This is a genomic window from Acinetobacter sp. LipI_19 (assembly GCF_058242925.1).
On sequence record NZ_JBZAYK010000001.1, the window covers coordinates 1,822,930 to 1,838,339 of the forward strand.

Here is a 15,410-nt window from a genome sequence, read left to right on the forward strand (position 1 = left end):
GGGTGTCACATGACTCAAATAAACTCACCTGCAAATGGTAATCCATCCAAAAAATCAGGCTCCAAGAATAAATTTATTCTGTTTGGTGTGATCATTATTGCCGTGATTGCAGGACTTTTTTATTGGAACCAACATAAAAAAGCCGGTTCAGAAGAAATCACCATTGGTATTAGCCCACCCTTTGCCAAGCCTTTACAAGTTGCAGCAGAGGAAGCCAAGAAACAAGGGATTCATATTAAACTGGTAGAATTTTCAGATTGGAACACACCGAATATCACACTAAATCATGGTGATATTGATGCAAACTATTTCCAACACCAACCATTTTTAACCAATGCATTAAAAGAAACTGATTTTAAACTGAAACCGATTGCCACAGGTGTGGCAACTCATGTGGGCTTATATTCTAAAAAATATGATTCCTTAGCGGCTGTCCCTGAAAATGCACGAGTAGTAATTCCAAATGACCCAGTCAACCAAGGTCGCGCACTGTTGCTTTTGCAACAGGCAAAACTCATCACCTTAAAAAATCCGAATAACCATTTATCGAACTTACAAGACATTATCTCAAATCCTAAAAACTTTAAATTTATTGAAGTTGAAGGACCTCAAACTGCGCGTGCTGTAGATGATGCTGATTTAGTATTTAGCTACCCGCTTTATTTACGTCTTGCAAAAACCATTGATCCAAACAAAGCATTATTACTCGATGATAATACCAATACCCGTTATGCGATCTTGTTTGTCGTAAAAGATGACTATGAGCAAAAGCACCCAGAAAAAGCCAAACAGTTAAAAGAGTTTGTAAAAATTTACCAGACTTCGGACAAGGTCAAACAGGCTTTGAATGATGATATTGGTGAAAATTTATGGTTCCCTGGTTGGAAATAAGGAATAACTCATGTCCCAAGTTTCCAAACTCAAAAACAAGAACCTGCTGATTGGTCTTGCTGTTGTCATCGTATTATTGGGGCTGTTTACCTATCGTTATGTACAAAATCAACAAAAGGATAATGTACTCACGATTGGCATTAGCCCACCTTATGCAGAATTACTACAAACAGTTGCCAAAGAGGTAGAGAAAGATGGTATCCATGTCAAACTGGTCGAATTTTCAGATTGGCAAGCGCCCAATGTTGCGGTGCAAAACCGTGACATTGACGCCAACTTTTTCCAACAAAGTGTATTTTTAAAAAATGCCATTAAACAAACCAATTACGATTTGCATGCTTTTGGTACAGGTAGCGGCAGCCATGTCGGTTTATATTCAAAACAATATAAATCCTTAGCAGCTTTACCTCAAAATGCTCGTGTTGTCATCCCCAGTGACCCCGTTAACTCTGCGCGTGCTTTGATCTTGCTACACCGCGCTGGGTTAATTCAAATCAAAGACATCAACAATGAACTTTCAACACTTCAAGATATTGTTACAAACCCAAAACACTTGAAGTTTTTGGAAGTTGAAGGTCCACAAACAGCTTTAGCTTATGATGATGCAGATCTGATTTTTGGTTTTCCGCATTACTTAAATATGGCAAAAAAAGCCGATCCGCATAGTGCGCTGTTTTTAGATCCCGTTGATAAAAAGTACGCCATTCTTTTTGTGACACGTACCGATTATCAAGACAAAAATCAAAAGTTAGAGAAATTTATTCAAGCTTTCCAAAACTCACAGCAAGTTCGAGATATTTTAGATAAAGATTTCGGCAAAGATATGTGGTTTGCAGGCTGGAAATAAGGAGAATAGAAATGGTGAGTTTCGGTTCGAATGTTGATTTTTCAGTCCCTCATATCAAAATTCGTGATCTGAATAAATACTATGATGGGCAAGATCAACAGATCCATGCATTAAAAAATATCAACTTAGATATTCCTCAAGGCAAGATTTTCGGCATCATCGGTAAAAGTGGTGCAGGTAAATCTTCCTTAATCCGAACCTTAAATGGTTTAGAAGGTATTTCTGAAGGCAGTATTCATATTCATCAACAGAATTTGGCTGAACTCAGTCATGCTGAATTGATTCAAACACGGCAAAGAATCGGGATGATTTTTCAGCATTTTAATTTAATGTCTGCCAAAACCGTTTGGGACAATGTGGCATTGCCTTTAAAAATTGCCCATGTCGATAAAGCTGAAATTGAAACACGTGTCAACGATGTTTTAGATCTGGTCGGATTGGGAAATAAAGCACATAACTACCCTTCACAGCTGTCTGGTGGTCAAAAGCAACGTGTTGGTATTGCTCGTGCGCTGGTGCATCATCCAGAAATATTATTGTGTGATGAAGCAACGTCTGCACTTGATCCTGAAAGTACCTCAGTGGTTTTATCCTTGTTGAAAAAAATCAATCGAGAATTGGGGATTACCATTGTTTTAATTACCCATGAAATGCAAGTAATTCGTGAAATTTGCGATCAAGTGGTGGTGATTGAACATGGTGAAATTGTTGAGTCAGGACAAGTCTGGTCCGTGTTTTCACAGCCTCAGCAGAAAATCACACAAGAATTGTTAAACCTAGAACAGCTCGATTTGCCCTTTCCAGTGCATACAGAGCTGCAACAAGATTCCACCCATAGCATTTTAAAACTACGTTATGAAACCGATCCGAAAAACTCACCTGATTTAGTGGAACTTTTTAAAGTTTTTGAAAAATCGGTACATTTATATCAAAGTCACATCGACAATATCCAAAACCATTTGATTGGAACACTGATTGTCGGTACTGAACAAACCCATTTAGACCTGCATAATTTACAAGAAAGGTTAAAACATCAAATTGCGCAAATAGAGGTACTTGGCTATGCAAGAACAACTCATTGATTTATTGCTGACCGGAACCATAGATACCTTACTGATGGTTGGTGTATCTGCCATTGTTGCCTTTTTGATCGGTTTACCTTTAGCCGTGATTTTGGTCAATACATCTGAGCAAGGGATTTATCCATCTAAAAAGATTAACCATGCATTAGGCACGGTGATTAATATTACCCGATCTGTTCCCTTTTTGATTTTAATGGTGGCACTGATTCCTTTAACCCGTTGGATTGTCGGAACCAGTTACGGAGTCTGGGCAGCTGTTGTTCCATTAACGTTAGCCGCGACACCTTTTTTTGCCCGTATTGCAGAAGTTAGCTTGCGTGAAGTTGATCAAGGTCTAATCGAAGCTGCACAAGCGATGGGCTGTAACCGTAAGCAAATTGTTTGGCATGTGCTTTTACCTGAAGCCCTTCCCGGTATTGTGGCAGGTTTTACAGTCACAATTGTCACCATGATTAACTCCTCTGCAATTGCGGGTGCAATTGGTGCTGGTGGCTTAGGTGATATTGCCTACCGTTATGGTTATCAACGCTTTGATATGCAAATGATGTTTGCTGTGATTGTAGTCTTGGTGGCTTTGGTCATGATCGTTCAGGCATTTGGTGACAGTTTGGCAAGCCAGTTGGATAAGCGGAAGATTTGAACGGATTGATCCTTTTTTAAAATACGAACCCTATGACGTTATTTAAAAGGAAGATTTAGTTCCTTTTAAATAACGATTATTCTAAAATTATAACATTTGCATTAATCGCAATTACATTTTTTAAATGCTGAAGCCGGTTGAGGTTCAGTCGCTATACCAGACAATATCAACTCTTGTTCAAATTGTTCAGCAAGAAGTGAAGGCTCATATAAACCAACATAGCAACTACTGGACTTGGCTGGTTTAATATACATTTTGTCAGTATGCACTTCGACAGTCACATCTTTACCACCATCTTCTGACATTAACGTACAAAAGAAATTAGCCTTGCAAGTATATGTTTTATTTTCGAGTTTAAATTGGATCCACCAATAATCTACACCGACTCTTAGAAAACCTGTCCAATATTCTGCGACACAAATCAAATAAGGTTTTTCTTTCTCTAAAATGTCCTTATCGCCATAATTATATACATCTGAATCATAACGATGTAAAAACTTGATTTCTGATATAGTCTTATTTGTCTTATTGACAAGGTTTACATTTGAATAATGTTTAGTCATTTTAAGTACTGCTATTCAATAAGGAAGTTAAAAAATAACCAATAAACATTGATCAACATATCCCTGAAATCAGGTAAATATTGTATAGATATAAGCATACTAGGGTTGGGAATATCCTAGTCAATAGAATTTATATGCCTTCACAATTTCTCTAACTGCACTATTATTTTTGCTCAATAAAACTCTATTTACACTCAAATATTTAGCACAGGATATAATATAGTCATGATCTGTTTAAAAACTTATAGGTCGCAGACCTGACTTTGTCATGGCTTTCATGTAAAATCATCCGCAATTTTTATATAACACTTTGTGAGTTATTTCATGGGTTTTAATTGCGGTATTGTCGGCTTGCCGAACGTTGGTAAATCTACACTTTTCAATGCATTGACTAAAGCTGCTATTGCTGCGGAAAACTTCCCATTCTGTACCATTGAACCAAATACAGGCATCGTACCTGTACCTGATCCACGTTTAGACAAATTAACAGCCATTGTTAAACCACAACGTGTTATTCCAACTACGATGGAATTTGTCGATATTGCAGGTTTAGTTGCAGGTGCATCTAAAGGCGAAGGTTTGGGTAACCAATTCCTTGCAAATATCCGTGAAACTGATGCAATTGCACACGTTGTACGCTGTTTTGAAGATGAAAACGTAATTCATGTAAATGGTAAAATTGATCCATTAGATGATATTGCAACGATTAATACTGAACTTGCACTTGCTGACTTAGAAACCGTAACGAAAGCAGTTACACGTTTGGCAAAATCAGCTAAAAGCGGTGATAAAGAAGCGCTTGCAACAAAATCTGTTTTAGAAAAAATTCTACCTTTACTTGATGAAGGCAAGCCTGCTCGTGCAGCTGATTTAGATGATGATGAACGTAAACTTGTGCGTGGTTTTGGTTTAATGACATTAAAACCAACCATGTATATTGCAAACGTTGCAGAAGATGGTTTTGAAAACAACCCACACCTTGAAGCTGTGAAAAAGTTAGCTGCTGAGGAAAATGCAATCGTTGTTCCGCTTTGCAACCAAATCGAAGCTGAAATTTCATTGTTGGATGATGAAGATCGTGCTGAATTCCTTGAAGCATTAGGTATGGAAGAACCAGGTCTAAATGTGGTGATTCGTGCAGGTTATAGCTTACTTGGCTTACAAACTTACTTTACAGCAGGTGTTCAAGAAGTACGTGCTTGGACTGTAAAAGTGGGTGCAACTGCACCTCAAGCTGCGGGTGTAATCCACACTGACTTTGAGAAAGGCTTTATTCGTGCAGAATGTATCGCTTATGATGATTTCATCCAATACAACGGTGAAAACGGCGCTAAAGAAGCAGGAAAATGGCGTTTAGAAGGTAAAACTTACATCGTTCAAGATGGTGATGTCTTGCACTTCCGTTTTAACGTATAAGCAGATCTCATTCTTTGATGAGACAGGTTGAAGACTTCTTCAACCTGTTTTTTTTCATCATAGAATCTTTCGCTGGTTTTAGTTTGGTTTATAAATGTCTGACGAATACTTAAAACTTGTTTTTTAAATCTAGATTCAACGATCTGTTGATTGATTTGCGGATCACTTTGACCATTCCCCTTATCGATCTAATTTTAACTCTGCTTTTTAATGAAACACGTATTCAGGTTTTTATAAAAAAATATCAACATTTAAAATTATAATATTCCAGTAAATATACGCGATATTTATTTACATCTTAAAACGCGCCAAGCGTCTATCGCTAAGCCCCTGCCTCAATTGATCATCTCTATTTTGAAATCAGCTACACAATAATAAAGTTAAGTTGGTTGCACTTTTGATGCTCATATATAATAATGATAATTATTAGCATTATCACTATACTTAACATAACAGGATTGATTCATGGCTTACTCGCTTCCACAACTGCCTTATGCATACGATGCACTTGAACCTAATATTGATACAAAAACAATGGAAATCCACCATACCAAACACCATCAAACCTATATCAATAATATCAATGCTACAGTTGAAGGTACGCCATGGGAAAAGTTGTCGATTGAAGAACTGGTTTCAAAAGTGAATGAAGTTCCTGCTGATCTTAAAAATAGCGTGATTAATAATGGTGGTGGACATGCTAACCACTCTTTATTCTGGACAGTAATGAGTCCTCAAGGTGGTGGAGAGCCAATTAAACAAATCGCTGAAGCAATTGACAGAGATATTGGCGGTTTTGAAAACTTCAAAGAAGCTTTTACCAAAGCAGCACTGACACGATTTGGCAGTGGCTGGGCATGGTTGAGCGTTACCCCTGAAAAGAAAGTCATCGTAGAAAGCAGTGCCAATCAAGATTCACCACTGATGAATGGAAATATCCCGATTCTGGCTTTAGATGTCTGGGAACATGCTTATTATTTAAAATACCAAAATCGTCGTCCCGAATATATTGCGGCATTTTATAATGTTGTGAATTGGGAAGAAGTGAATCGCCGTTATTTAGAAGCAATCCAATGAAATACTATACAGACCATATGACGATGCCAATCTTCAATTCTTCAATGATTAAAAAAATAAAATTTTATATTGGTTGCGCCATTTTTTTCTTTGGTTTAGTGATTTTTATCAAAGAATTCTTATTCTAAGACAAACAAAAATATAGAAGTCGATACCCTTTAAGTCAGTTTAAATTCCTGACTTAAAGGGTTTTATCATGAACTAGATTCTTTATCTTTCTAATTATTTCGCGTGTAAAGCGTCTAATGATTTTTCATCCATAGCAGTTCGTTGCTTTCTCGCTTCTGTTAGCATTTTTTCTTGTAGATCTTTACGAAAACCCAGCAAGAATACAAATTCAGCTAAAACAAATAATGGACCAATTGCTAAACCGACTAAATCGTCAACAAATGCGGGTTTTTTCTTTTCATAAAAATGCCCTACAAATTGGAATACCCATCCTACAACAAAAGTACCAATACTAATACTTAACCAAGTTCCCATGCCCAATTGCGCAATTTTATAGGCAAATGGATAGGCTACTGCATAAATAACCAACATTAAAAAGCCCAATGATTTATCCAGACTCAAATAATAAATCACACTTAAAACCAATAGAATCAATGCCAAAGTGATTTCAAAACTTGAAAGCATCACCCCTGCTCTAGCCGTTAAACACATGATTGAAAATACGATCATCGGAATACCAATAAAATGCGTAAATACATTTTTATGGTCTAAATGATAAGCTGCGTATTGGCTAAGAAGTTGCTCTAATCTATTCATTTTCAGCGTCCTTGTTAATCTCTTCATTTCACTATATAAAAGCGCTAAGATAAAAGTTGTCGTCTACCTGACAACTTGAATTGATTTTTCATTTAAATTTTCAAAGAAGTAGATAACAACAGCTTTCACAATAAACTTATTGATACATTATGGCCTGTGATTGTGTCATATTTCCGCTAAATTATTGCTCTTGAAGGAGGATTGTAAATGGTTCTACTCAGCGCTTATCGTTACTGATTTTATCTAAGGTAATTTCTACCCTACTAACTGCTGTTAGATATATTTTAAAATCAAAGCAAAGATTAACCATGATATATAAAAGGACATATTGTGCTGAATTCAACGGATCTTGAATTATTATCAAAGAATTTATGGTATTCACAACTGCCTATTCCTTTTCAACAATTGATTCAACAACGAGCCCATTATCAAAAATTTGAGCGTGATCAAGCGATTTTCAGATCAGGCGATCTATTTAATGGCATCTATGCCGTCTTAGATGGTCGGGTACGCTTAGGATATATTGATATTGAAGGAAATGAATCCGTTGCTGCTATTGCAGAACCAATTATGTGGTTTGGAGAAATTTCTTTGGTGGATCAGCAACCACGTTCTCATGATGCAATTGCTGTTGGAAAATGTTTAATTTTACATCTCCCCAGCCAAGCGATTCAGAAAATTTTAAATGACTATCCGCAATATTGGTTCCATATCGCCCAATTGACCAGTCAAAAACTTCGCTATGCTTTTTTAGAACTCATTTCAATTCAAACCCAACATATACGACAACGATTAGCTCAGCGTTTGATGTTTATCTTAAACGGCTATGGCAATCATATCCGTATTGAAAATAACATCATTCATTTATCACAAGAACAATTGGCATTGCTGCTCAAATGCTCACGTCAGACCATTAACCAAGAATTACATTTACTCGAACAACAAGGCGTTTTAAAAATTGCCTTTAAAAAAATAGAAATTTTAGATATCAAGCAATTACATTCTATTGCTCACTCACTAGGCCAACTCTAATTTAACACATCACTTTTCTACTTTTAGATAAATATTAAATTCACCTTAAACGGCTGGAATATATAATCATTTCATAAATAAAATATACAAATAATCTATTCTACTTTGTGAAAAATACAATTATATTTTAGCGAGGCGCTAATGCCATCTCAATAAAAGTTGAAATAAATGAAAAAAATCACAACATTGCTCACAGCGGGATTATTCACTGTACTTAGCGCTTCTGCTTTTGCTTGTCCTAAAGGTACAACATTGGTTGGTGGTACAGGCCCAAACCATAAAGGTGGCAAATGCGTCGCTGCAAATCCTGCAGCTCAAGCGACTCAAAAAGCGACCGCTGCAAGCACAAAAGCCAAAGCAGATGTGACTCAAGCCAAAGACAAAAGCATAGCTGCAACCAAAGCTGTTGAAGCGAAACCGAAAGAAGCAGCGACAAAGCTAAAAACAGAGACTGCCGCAAGCAAAGCAAAAACGGAAGCAACAACCAAAGCAGTGAAAAATGACGCTGCTGCAAAATCAACTGCTGCTAAAGACAAGGCCGTGAAAACAGCATCGACCAATCCGTTAAAACCTTAAGCAACGAAAAGCTTACTTAACGAACGTTCATATGAATTAAAAAAATGGCGCATATTTGCGCCATTTTTTCTAAGACCATTTAAAAAATATTATTATTTGCTTTGGTATTGCCTAAACTTGGATTTTCAATTGCATCTTTGCATTGTGCTTTATCACGTTCATATTGCGATTGATTTTTTTGCATCTCACCATCTTTTTCAAGTGTCGATCTTGCCCAAGTATCTAAACTGGTCATGGCTTTACGACACAAAGCGTATTTACCTTCTGTCACTGAATCGGTCATTTTGACGTTGATACGCCAGTCTGTACTTAACTTTCTTAAAGGTTTACGTACATTATCTTCAATCAAATTTAATTGCTTACGGTAGACAAAGGGTTCAACCTGATTAATCAATTTCCATGCTTCGTTGGCATAGGTTGTCGCATCATTGGTTAGTTTTGGCGCAGCTTTAATTTCAACTTTTTCTTTAGGTTCAGAAGATGAATTACCACATGCTTGTAAACCTAAAACGCCTAACATCAAGGTCATACTCAATAATAATTTCGACTGATTTGCGAACATAAAGTTACGCCTAAATAAACATTTCGCTACTATGCTAGTAAATTCGGGTAGAATACACAATCTTGATTTTACCTTTTGTTTTACTCTCGTTTTAGGTGTCCTGTGTCAGAGCACAATCCCTCAGTCCAAACTGCTGGCTTTTGGCAAGGCGCTAAAGACAGTCAAGCCATCATCTTTACTTATCTGCCTGTATCTTTTGCCTTTGGTGTATCCGCGACCCAATTTGGTTTTAGTGCATGGGAAGCCTTATTTCTATCTTGCTCTATGTACGCTGGGGCTAGCCAATTTCTTGTGGTTGCATTATTGGGCAGTGGTACATCTATTTGGATGACAGCACTTACAGTCATTGCACTGGATATTCGCCACGTACTTTACGGGCCAGCCTTACAAAACCTGATTCAGGACCGTTTAAACCTAAAAAAGACTGCAGTATGGGCATGGGGTTTAACCGACGAAGTTTTTGCGGCTGGAATGATTAAACTTTCCCAACGTCGTCAAGAATGGTCAGAGTCTTGGATGCTAGGACTCAGCTTGTTTAGCTGGATGTCATGGGCCTTAGGTTCATTTTTAGGTGGTTTATTTGCAGATCAAGTCAGCGACTTGCCGCAATTTTTACAAGCCGCTTTAGACTTCTTGTTACCTGCATTGTTCTTAAGCTTCTTACTGGCAGCCTTTGAGAAAAAACATACTTTTGTGGTTGCCGTATCTTTAGTGGTTTCCGCATTGGCCTGTTATTTTATCAACATGTCTGCAGCAATTTTTATTGGGATTGCGTCTGGAATTTTAGCGGGATTATTTAAACATTATGTTTTAAAGCAAACTGATGAAGTGAGTATTTAAAGTGGATTTACAGATTATTTTGGTGGGGATATTGGTCGGTATTGCAAACTTTGCTTCACGCTTTGGTCCATTCTATCTGCTGCAAAAAAGCCAACAACACACACAATCTCGTGGCGCAACATGGTTAAAAATTGCATTAGGCAGTATCGGAATTGCAGCAATCAGTTCAATGTTAATTGTTGCCACTCTTCCGCCATTGATCGAAACCCCAAATAAAAGTTTTGCGATGTTGGTGGGCTTTATTGTACTCACAGGATTGTATTTTAAATTTAAAAGAATTGTCTTGGCGACTCTCACAGCAGCATTAGCCTATGGTTTGGTCTATACCTATTTGTAGTTTTGTTGATTGTAGTTCATTTTAATGCATCAGTAAATCAACGTTTAAATTTAAAGTCTCTAGGATTTAAAATGCTTTCATCTAATCAATTTACAATAAAAAACCATGTGAATTAATTGGTTGTGTATGATTTCTTTCCAATATAATATTTAAAATACGCAACTTGATATGTTTATCGCACACTTACCTTCTGGCTATATACTGGCTAAACTTTTACTCCAGAAATTTAAACAGACAAAAATCACCAATAAAGCTTTTTTTACGCTAATTATGCTTGGTGCAGTTTTTCCTGATATTGATTTATTCTATTTCTATTTATTCGATCATAGATCGGTACACCACCATAAGTATTTTTTACATTGGTTTTCGTTTTGGATTCCAATCTTTCTAATTGCTTTATTTTATTTCATCCATTCAAAATATACGGCTAAACCTGCCCTAATGATCAGTCTTTTTTCGGGTGCTGCCCTGCTACATATCGGGTTGGATACTTTTGTAGGTGATGTTTGGCTTTTTGCACCGTTTATTGATCAACCCTATGTGTTTTTTGAAGTAAGCTCACGTTATCAGCCGTGGTGGTTAAACTTTATTCTGCATTGGTCGTTTTTTATAGAACTACTGATCTGCCTTATTGCATTGATTATGTTGGTTGGTAAAAAGAATTGATCAAAAAATTATTGATCAACTTTCTTGCGAAAATTCAAAGCTACTTCATTTGCAGTGACAAACAATCTAGAAGCTAAAGACTTTATAAAAAAATCTGTTAGACAATATCATTATTTTATGTCAATCAGCCCTTAACACACGCCTGAGTTCTGCTATGCTAACAGTCCATAAGACAAGCATGGAAGAATAGCATGAGCGTTACTATTGGTACTCCACTTCAATCATCTGCCTTTAAAGTTTTACTGTTAGGTTCAGGAGAGCTTGGTAAAGAAGTGGTGATTTCATTACAACGACTTGGTGTTGAAGTTCACGCGGCAGATCGCTACGAAAATGCACCTGCCATGCAAGTTGCTCATTTCTCTTATAGCTTAAACATGGCGGACGCAACAGAATTAAAAGCTTTAATTGAAAAAGTAAAACCTAATCTTATTGTCCCAGAAATTGAAGCGATTGCTACTCAAGTATTAGTCGAAATCGAACAACAAAATATTGCAACAGTGATCCCTTCAGCAAAGGCAGTGAATTTAACGATGAACCGTGAAGGGATTCGTCGATTAGCGGCGGAAGAACTTGGTTTACCCACTTCCGCTTATCGTTTTGCCAATACCTTAGAAAGCTTCCGTTCTGCATGTGATGACATTGGTTATCCGAACTTTGTTAAACCTGTAATGTCTTCCTCTGGTAAGGGGCAATCTCGTGTCAAAGAATATGCTGAAGTAGATGCGGCTTGGGAATATGCTCAAACTGGTGGTCGGGTAAATCAAGGTACAGTCATCGTTGAGTCACAAATTGACTTTGATTTTGAAATCACCTTACTCACTGTACGTTCGAAAAATCCAGAAACAGGTGGAATTGAAACCGCTTATTGTGATCCGATTGGACACCGTCAAGACTCAGGCGACTATGTAGAAAGTTGGCAGCCCCAAGCAATGACAGAAGCAGCTTTAAATGAAGCCAAACGCATTGCCAATAAAGTCACTGTAGCACTTGGTGGATGTGGGATTTTTGGGGTAGAACTGTTTGTAAAAGGTGATAAAGTATGGTTTAGTGAAGTATCACCGCGTCCACACGATACAGGCTTAGTCACACTTGCATCACAATTCCAAAGCGAATTTGAATTACATGCACGTGCGATTTTGGGTTTACCTGTCAATACTGAACGACATAGTATTGCTGCAAGTGCTGTAATCTATGCAGGTATGGATGCAAAGAATCTTTCATACTCTGGCTTAAATCTTGCTTTGCAAAATCCTGCGACAGACTTACGCCTGTTCGGTAAACCTGAAGGATTTAAACGTCGCCGTATGGGCGTGGCAACAGCACGTGCTGAAACAACAGACCAAGCACGTGAACTTGCACAAGAAACGGCTGCAAAAGTCACAGTTCATTTAAACAACTAGCCAATATATTTGCGGACAAGACATCCATGATCAACACCTCTCCTCTGTTGGAATATGTAACTGATATACATGACATTAAAGCGATTAATCAATGGCGTAGCGATGTCGAACAACAGTTAAATGAGGCTTATGATCATGGTACAACAATACGCGAAATTGTCCGTACCCGCTCAAATGTGGTAGATGAAGCCCTTATGTTTCTATGGAAACATTCCGGGCTGGATCAAACAGATCTCGGTTTATTTGCTGTTGGCGGCTATGGACGGCGCGAAATGTTGCCCTATTCCGATGTCGACATCATGATTCTTTCAGAAGAAGATCTTTCTCCTGAACAAGAACAAACGGTGACGCAATTTATTTCTACACTTTGGGATGTGGGGAATTTTAAACCCGGTATCAGTGTACGTACTATCCGAAGTTGTTTTGAACAAGCCACCAATGATCTCACTGTTGCAACCTCACTGATTGAAGCACGATTGATTATTGGTAATCAACATCTGGCAAGATGGCCTCGTCGTGTCGTTTCACAAACTTGGACAGATAAGACTTTCTTTGATGCCAAGATGGATGAACAAGCGCAACGTTATGCGCAACATAACAATACTGAAAGTAATTTAGAACCCGACATTAAAAATGCACCCGGCGGTATTCGGGACATTAACCAAATTGGCTGGATTGCCAAACGGCATTTTCGAGTCAATCGTATTTACGACTTGGTTCATTTGGGTTTTATTTCTGAATTTGAATTGGGCGTTCTAGAGGAAGCTGAAAACTTTCTTTGGGAAATCCGCCATCATTTACATCGTTTAACTAAACGTGATGAAAATCGTCTATTGTTTGATTATCAACGTGATATTGCTGCTAAATTTGGCTATACGCGAGAAGATGATCATCATCCAAATTATCCAATTGAACAGTTCATGAAGCGTTATTATCGTACCGCGCAGCAGGTTTCGACCTTAAATGAAATGTTATTGGCTTATTTCAATGAGTCGGTGATTACTCCACGTTTACCCGACTATGAACGTAAAATCGAAAATATTAACGAACATTTTAAACTGGTTGATGGCAAGCTCGCAGTTCAACAACATAAAATTTTTTCCGAAAATCCAAGTGCGATTTTAGAAATTTTCTATATCTTAGCGAATCGCCCTGAAATTGAGGGTATTCGTGCACGTACACTGCGTCTTTTGACCTTAGCTGCAAAAAGAATTGATCAAGCATTTCGTGATAATCCAACCCATCAAGCACTATTCATGGCGATCATTCGCTCTCCATATCGTTTATACGAAACCATGGTGGCAATGAAGCGTTATGGTGTATTAGGAAATTATATTCCTGCTTTTGGGCAAATCATGGGACTGATGCAATATGACTTGTTCCATATTTATACCGTCGATGCACATACCTTACTGTTAATTCGTAATTTAAATCGTTTTAAAGAACCCGGCTTTGCCAAAGACTATCCTGTTGTCAGTTCTGTATTTCAACGCTTAGTCCGCCGTGACATCGTATTCCTTGCTGCATTATTCCATGATATTGCCAAAGGCCGTGGTGGAGATCACAGTGAACTTGGCGCTGAAGATGCAATTGAATTCTGTCTTGCGCATGGGTTTACTGAGCGCGAATGTAATCTGGTTGCTTGGCTCATCCAAAACCATTTACTGATGTCGATGACCGCACAGAAAAAAGATATTTCTGATCCAGATGTGGTGAAAGAGTTTGCTGAAAAGCTTGGTGATATGGAGCATTTAGATTATCTCTATACACTGACAGTTGCCGATATCAATGCCACCAATCCAAAACTTTGGAATACATGGCGCTCTTCTTTGATGCGTCAACTCTATACCCATGCGCGTGATGTAATTCGTTCTGGTTTGGGTCGACCTGTTGATTATCAAATGCTGATTGAAGATACCAAATTCTCTGCAAGCGAAGTCTTGGTGGATGAGTTTCCACTCGATCAAGTTGAAAAGGTTTGGCAAGAGCTTGGGGACGAATACTTCCTTAAAGAATCCGCAGATGAAATTGCATGGCATACTCGCGCCATTTTGCAACACGGCGACAACCCTGCACCATTGGTGCTCATGCGTGCGCACCGTAAAGCCGCACAAGATGCTGTACAGATCTTTATTTATACTCAAGACCAACCCAATCTGTTTGCTACCACAGTGGCAATTTTGGATCGTATGAATTTAGATGTCCAAGATGCACGGATTATCACTGCAACCAAAGCCTTTAGTTTAGATACTTATGTGGTCTTGGATCGTTTCGGTACCTTATTAACCGATCCTGAACGTGAAGAAACAGTCAAACAGGCGTTAATTAAAGCCTTAAGCGAATCAGATAAATATCCGGGTTTGATGCAACGTCGTATTCCACGTCAACTTCGCCACTTCGATATTGAAAATACCGTGGATATAACACTGAACGAAGCTTTGCAGCAAAATATGGTAGAAATCTCTACTCTCGACCAACCGGGCTTACTCGCACGCGTTGGTGGTTTATTTATGATGCAAGGTTTAGACATACATTCTGCTAGAATCGCCACGCTGGGTGAAAAAGCAGAAGATATTTTCTTTGTCACCAAAAAAGATGGCACCCCCCTCACTGAAGCTGAGGCTGAAGTCTTTACCGCAAAATTAAAAGCGGCATTAGACGAAGCATCCAATCAAATCTGTGGGCAACATTAATCTTACTTTCTATCGTGGTAATT

Annotated in this window: 16 protein-coding genes; 13 read left to right on the top strand and 3 right to left on the bottom strand. The window is 38.0% G+C overall.

The window, feature by feature from the left end; translation table 11 throughout:
• Window positions 1-9 precede the first annotated feature (9 nt).
• Genes AC4CVF_RS08815 through AC4CVF_RS08830 form a run of 4 tightly spaced genes read left to right on the top strand, consistent with a single transcriptional unit; the run spans window position 10 to window position 3,460 of the window.
• Window positions 10-891, top strand: a complete 882-nt coding sequence (locus AC4CVF_RS08815) for a MetQ/NlpA family ABC transporter substrate-binding protein (RefSeq protein ID WP_490773983.1) — start codon at window positions 10-12, stop codon at window positions 889-891.
• 10 nt (window positions 892-901) lie between these two features.
• A complete protein-coding gene (locus tag AC4CVF_RS08820) occupies window positions 902-1,738 on the top strand; it encodes a MetQ/NlpA family ABC transporter substrate-binding protein (RefSeq protein ID WP_419327427.1) in 837 nt (278 codons plus the stop codon).
• Between the two features lie 11 nt (window positions 1,739-1,749).
• A complete protein-coding gene (locus tag AC4CVF_RS08825) occupies window positions 1,750-2,820 on the top strand; it encodes a methionine ABC transporter ATP-binding protein (RefSeq protein WP_490789215.1) in 1,071 nt (356 codons plus the stop codon).
• Window positions 2,801-3,460, top strand: coding sequence for a methionine ABC transporter permease (locus tag AC4CVF_RS08830; RefSeq protein ID WP_336953011.1), 660 nt, complete (start codon window positions 2,801-2,803; stop codon window positions 3,458-3,460). The genes AC4CVF_RS08825 and AC4CVF_RS08830 overlap by 20 nt, the downstream gene beginning before the upstream one ends.
• Window positions 3,461-3,561: 101 nt before the next feature.
• Here AC4CVF_RS08830 and AC4CVF_RS08835 read toward each other — a convergent pair whose 3' ends face one another.
• A complete protein-coding gene (locus AC4CVF_RS08835; RefSeq protein WP_336953012.1) occupies window positions 3,562-4,023 on the bottom strand; it encodes a hypothetical protein in 462 nt (153 codons plus the stop codon).
• Window positions 4,024-4,347: 324 nt separating this feature from the next.
• Here AC4CVF_RS08835 and ychF point away from each other — a divergent pair, with 324 nt between their 5' ends.
• Both ychF and AC4CVF_RS08845 read left to right on the top strand, forming a co-directional pair.
• Window positions 4,348-5,439, top strand: a complete 1,092-nt coding sequence (gene ychF, locus AC4CVF_RS08840; RefSeq protein ID WP_336953014.1) for a redox-regulated ATPase YchF — start codon at window positions 4,348-4,350, stop codon at window positions 5,437-5,439.
• A gap of 465 nt (window positions 5,440-5,904) precedes the next feature.
• Window positions 5,905-6,516 (top strand): superoxide dismutase, encoded by a 612-nt coding sequence (locus AC4CVF_RS08845; protein ID WP_419327426.1) that lies wholly within the window; start codon window positions 5,905-5,907, stop codon window positions 6,514-6,516.
• A gap of 222 nt (window positions 6,517-6,738) precedes the next feature.
• On the opposite strand, the gene AC4CVF_RS08850 is transcribed toward AC4CVF_RS08845, so the two are convergent.
• Entirely contained in the window at window positions 6,739-7,281 is a 543-nt protein-coding gene (locus tag AC4CVF_RS08850; protein ID WP_336953017.1) for an Mpo1 family 2-hydroxy fatty acid dioxygenase, read from the bottom strand.
• 330 nt (window positions 7,282-7,611) lie between these two features.
• Here AC4CVF_RS08850 and AC4CVF_RS08855 point away from each other — a divergent pair, with 330 nt between their 5' ends.
• Together AC4CVF_RS08855 and AC4CVF_RS08860 are read left to right on the top strand one after the other, a co-directional pair.
• On the top strand, window positions 7,612-8,313 hold the full coding sequence (locus AC4CVF_RS08855) for a Crp/Fnr family transcriptional regulator (RefSeq protein ID WP_336953018.1): 702 nt from the start codon (window positions 7,612-7,614) through the stop codon (window positions 8,311-8,313).
• 168 nt (window positions 8,314-8,481) lie between these two features.
• On the top strand, window positions 8,482-8,889 hold the full coding sequence (locus AC4CVF_RS08860) for a hypothetical protein (protein WP_419327424.1): 408 nt from the start codon (window positions 8,482-8,484) through the stop codon (window positions 8,887-8,889).
• 79 nt (window positions 8,890-8,968) lie between these two features.
• Here AC4CVF_RS08860 and AC4CVF_RS08865 read toward each other — a convergent pair whose 3' ends face one another.
• A complete protein-coding gene (locus tag AC4CVF_RS08865) occupies window positions 8,969-9,451 on the bottom strand; it encodes a hypothetical protein (RefSeq protein ID WP_419327423.1) in 483 nt (160 codons plus the stop codon).
• A gap of 102 nt (window positions 9,452-9,553) precedes the next feature.
• Between AC4CVF_RS08865 and AC4CVF_RS08870 the strand changes: the two genes are divergently transcribed.
• The 5 genes from AC4CVF_RS08870 (at window position 9,554) to glnD (ending at window position 15,387) form a co-directional block, all read left to right on the top strand.
• Window positions 9,554-10,291 (top strand): AzlC family ABC transporter permease, encoded by a 738-nt coding sequence (locus AC4CVF_RS08870; protein ID WP_004720941.1) that lies wholly within the window; start codon window positions 9,554-9,556, stop codon window positions 10,289-10,291.
• A gap of 1 nt (window position 10,292) precedes the next feature.
• Entirely contained in the window at window positions 10,293-10,628 is a 336-nt protein-coding gene (gene ygaH, locus AC4CVF_RS08875; RefSeq protein ID WP_004821146.1) for an L-valine transporter subunit YgaH, read from the top strand.
• A gap of 168 nt (window positions 10,629-10,796) precedes the next feature.
• Entirely contained in the window at window positions 10,797-11,294 is a 498-nt protein-coding gene (locus AC4CVF_RS08880; protein WP_336953021.1) for a metal-dependent hydrolase, read from the top strand.
• Between the two features lie 191 nt (window positions 11,295-11,485).
• Window positions 11,486-12,694, top strand: a complete 1,209-nt coding sequence (gene purT, locus AC4CVF_RS08885; RefSeq protein ID WP_336953022.1) for a formate-dependent phosphoribosylglycinamide formyltransferase — start codon at window positions 11,486-11,488, stop codon at window positions 12,692-12,694.
• A gap of 26 nt (window positions 12,695-12,720) precedes the next feature.
• Entirely contained in the window at window positions 12,721-15,387 is a 2,667-nt protein-coding gene (gene glnD, locus AC4CVF_RS08890; RefSeq protein WP_490789216.1) for a [protein-PII] uridylyltransferase, read from the top strand.
• The last annotated feature ends 23 nt before the right edge of the window (window positions 15,388-15,410 follow it).

Coding starts and splice junctions, on each gene's coding strand:
- AC4CVF_RS08815 (WP_490773983.1), top strand. CDS start 10: ATGACTCAAATAAACTCACCTGCAAATGGTAATCCATCCAAAAAATCA.
- AC4CVF_RS08820 (WP_419327427.1), top strand. CDS start 902: ATGTCCCAAGTTTCCAAACTCAAAAACAAGAACCTGCTGATTGGTCTT.
- AC4CVF_RS08825 (WP_490789215.1), top strand. CDS start 1,750: ATGGTGAGTTTCGGTTCGAATGTTGATTTTTCAGTCCCTCATATCAAA.
- AC4CVF_RS08830 (WP_336953011.1), top strand. CDS start 2,801: ATGCAAGAACAACTCATTGATTTATTGCTGACCGGAACCATAGATACC.
- AC4CVF_RS08835 (WP_336953012.1), bottom strand. CDS start 4,023: ATGACTAAACATTATTCAAATGTAAACCTTGTCAATAAGACAAATAAG.
- ychF (WP_336953014.1), top strand. CDS start 4,348: ATGGGTTTTAATTGCGGTATTGTCGGCTTGCCGAACGTTGGTAAATCT.
- AC4CVF_RS08845 (WP_419327426.1), top strand. CDS start 5,905: ATGGCTTACTCGCTTCCACAACTGCCTTATGCATACGATGCACTTGAA.
- AC4CVF_RS08850 (WP_336953017.1), bottom strand. CDS start 7,281: ATGAATAGATTAGAGCAACTTCTTAGCCAATACGCAGCTTATCATTTA.
- AC4CVF_RS08860 (WP_419327424.1), top strand. CDS start 8,482: ATGAAAAAAATCACAACATTGCTCACAGCGGGATTATTCACTGTACTT.
- AC4CVF_RS08865 (WP_419327423.1), bottom strand. CDS start 9,451: ATGTTCGCAAATCAGTCGAAATTATTATTGAGTATGACCTTGATGTTA.
- AC4CVF_RS08880 (WP_336953021.1), top strand. CDS start 10,797: ATGTTTATCGCACACTTACCTTCTGGCTATATACTGGCTAAACTTTTA.
- purT (WP_336953022.1), top strand. CDS start 11,486: ATGAGCGTTACTATTGGTACTCCACTTCAATCATCTGCCTTTAAAGTT.
- glnD (WP_490789216.1), top strand. CDS start 12,721: ATGATCAACACCTCTCCTCTGTTGGAATATGTAACTGATATACATGAC.